This window comes from Streptomyces sp. NPDC056486 (assembly GCF_042795295.1).
In the GTDB taxonomy this organism is placed as follows: Bacteria; Actinomycetota; Actinomycetes; order Streptomycetales; family Streptomycetaceae; genus Streptomyces.
Window position 1 is genome coordinate 1 of the sequence record NZ_JBHTSF010000320.1, and the last position, 2,381, is coordinate 2,381.

Below are 2,381 nucleotides of genomic sequence, written 5' to 3' on the forward strand. Positions count from 1 at the left end.
AGCAGGTCTACCGACGCCGCAACATCGTCGAACGCTGCTTCAACCGCCTCAAGCAATGGCGCGGCATCGCCACCCGTTACGAAAAAACCGCGACGCCCTTCAAAGCCGCCGTCACCCTGGCATCAACACTCCTCTGGCTCCGCCCACTTTGAAGACACGCCCTAGTGCTCTGACCGGATAGGTACACCGGCTTCCGAGCCGCCCTGAGATCATGTACGCATGGATGCGGGCCCCTATGACTTTGGTCAAGGGGTGAGTGGGGTTGGTGGTTGGTAGAAGGTTCCGTCGTGGAGCATGGCGAAGAGGACGTCTGCTCGGCGGCGGGCGAGGTAGAGGGGTGCTTGGGTGTGGTGTTCGCCCTTGCCGACGTCCAGGCCGAGGTAGACGTCGATGTCGCTGATATCGCTCACGTCGGGCATCCTTCGGTGCTGTTCACCCGGCCCTGCCACGGCACTGATGTGAAGTAGGCCGCCGACGAGGTGCCCGTGGCTCGGGTCCTTTTCCGACGGCCCCTTCCCGAACTGGACGGGCCCGCTTTCCAGGCATCCGGCTCTCCAGTGGTCATCTCCGGGTTGAGGATGTGGCCCGACCTGCATGAATGGCGCGATGACAGGCTTCGCAGACCACCAGGGTCTTGCGTCGCCGCTTCGCCATGAGCACCTTCAAGAGCGGAGGGTCGGGCCGACCGGGACGCTTGAGATCGGCGAGCTTGCGGATGTGGTGGACGTGAAGTCCGGTCCGCTTCCCGCACTCACCCGCCAGGAGCCGGTGCAACAGCTCATTGCCTCGGCTCCGCTTGGTGGCTGGTGCCCGGTCAAGGACCTCCGCCGCGCGCTGCCGCTTGAGCGGGATGCCCCCGAAGGTGGCGACCAGTGGCTTCCTTCCGCCGTCACGGGGAACCGTGGCCTGCAAACACCACCGGGGACCATCCGGAGTCTCGGTGGCCGCATAGAGCCTGCGAGCCACTTTCCGAACGGAGCAGGAGTGCTTACTCGCGAAGGTCTTGAGCATGGAAGCCTCCATGACCTAGCGCAGGCGGCCCAGGTGGTGAACATCCTGGGCGAGCAGGTAGTACTGGACCAACCCCCGGTACTCCGCTTGGTACTTCTGGCCTCGCCTGACTGACGATCCCCAGCCGGGAGGCACCCCGCCACCGGTTATCGCGCGAGCTGCACCTCTATGGCTGTGCGGGCAATGGCGGGCACGAGACTCCTCGAAGATCGCGAACTGGTCGTGATCTTCGTAGCGGTCCTGGACTGTGGGACGCGCCGTGTATGGCGTGCGCGTCACCCGCGCGAGCGGTAAGCCGGATCGTCGTGGGCTCGCGCCAGCGGGTGCAGAAGCCTGGCAGGGACTGACTGAGCGAAAACGCGAGCGCCGCTATCGTGCGTCGCGAAGCTGTCCGCGATGTATCTGCTCAGCTCAGAGGCGTCGCGATCGCTTTTGTGGTCGCTAAAGACGAGTACCAGCACCGCGCTCGCCTCGCTGCCCTTGAAGACCCTCAGAGGCGACAGTGGCTCACTCTGCCCACGCACCTACCCCGAGGACGATCGACCATCATCCGAGAGGCCCGCCTGGCCGATCCTGTCCGGTCCCGTCGCCGTGTCGCAGCACTATCGGGGCAGCCCGTTCTGGGCTGCTCTGCGATCCGGACTCGACGCAGTGGGTGACGGGTTTGCCGCCACGGGCAGGACGGCAGTGATCGCGGAGGCATCCACCCGGCTCCTCCTCGAACTTCTCGGCTGGAAGGGTTGGATTCTTTATAGCAGTGAGTTCGCGGTGAGGCAGGACCGGTCACTGCGGCTCGCTGACCTTGCCCTGACCACGAAGGCACGGGGGTACCTCTGCGGCCCCGGCGGGATGAAGTACCTCTACAGCGAGCCGTTCACCAGCCGTGGCGTTGCCGTGATCCCCTTCCTCGCGCCCTCGAACGGCGTCTGGGAGGGAGCGCAGGAGGTCAGTGCACTTCGCACTCTGATGGCGTACGGGCCTAACCCTGTGGCCAAAGAACTGCGAGGCCTCGCAAACCATCACCGCAGCTTGTAACCGACGTGCAGGTCAGAAGACGCAACTCACTGCCGAAATTGGGAGATGAGGCCCTGGCGACTGTTGCCGTAACTGGACGGGGTCGGACTCGCTGGTCGCCGAGGCCGGTGGTCGGCTTGTCGTCGTCCCGCACAAGGACTACCGCGAAGCCAGGTGAAGCTGGACCGTACCGAGACCTTGGACCGACTTGGGGCGACTGCCAACGAAGTGCGCGTCATGCAAGGCGCCGCCTAAGGTCCAGAGCTATCCCTCTTCTGCCCCAGATACCCGGCTCGGAATCACGGTCGGTCCGGGAAGCTGTCGGCTTCATCTGATGCTGCGCGCAACATAGGCGA

General features: G+C 64.7%; 4 protein-coding genes. 2 read left to right on the forward strand and 2 right to left on the reverse strand.

The genetic code is table 11. The features are described 5' to 3' along the window. Positions 1-152, forward strand: a 152-nt coding sequence (locus ACFQ7F_RS45735) for a transposase (RefSeq protein ID WP_383285707.1), incomplete at its 5' end; no start/stop codon positions are given. Between the two features lie 93 nt (positions 153-245). On the opposite strand, the gene ACFQ7F_RS45740 is transcribed toward ACFQ7F_RS45735, so the two are convergent. Beyond that, a complete protein-coding gene (locus ACFQ7F_RS45740) occupies positions 246-410 on the reverse strand; it encodes a hypothetical protein (RefSeq protein ID WP_383285710.1) in 165 nt (54 codons plus the stop codon). A 151-nt stretch (positions 411-561) separates the two neighbouring features. Beyond that, positions 562-1,023, reverse strand: a complete 462-nt coding sequence (locus ACFQ7F_RS45745) for a hypothetical protein (RefSeq protein ID WP_383285702.1) — start codon at positions 1,021-1,023, stop codon at positions 562-564. Positions 1,024-1,407: 384 nt separating this feature from the next. Between ACFQ7F_RS45745 and ACFQ7F_RS45750 the strand changes: the two genes are divergently transcribed. Beyond that, a complete protein-coding gene (locus ACFQ7F_RS45750) occupies positions 1,408-2,046 on the forward strand; it encodes a WbqC family protein (RefSeq protein WP_383285705.1) in 639 nt (212 codons plus the stop codon). Positions 2,047-2,381 lie beyond the last annotated feature (335 nt).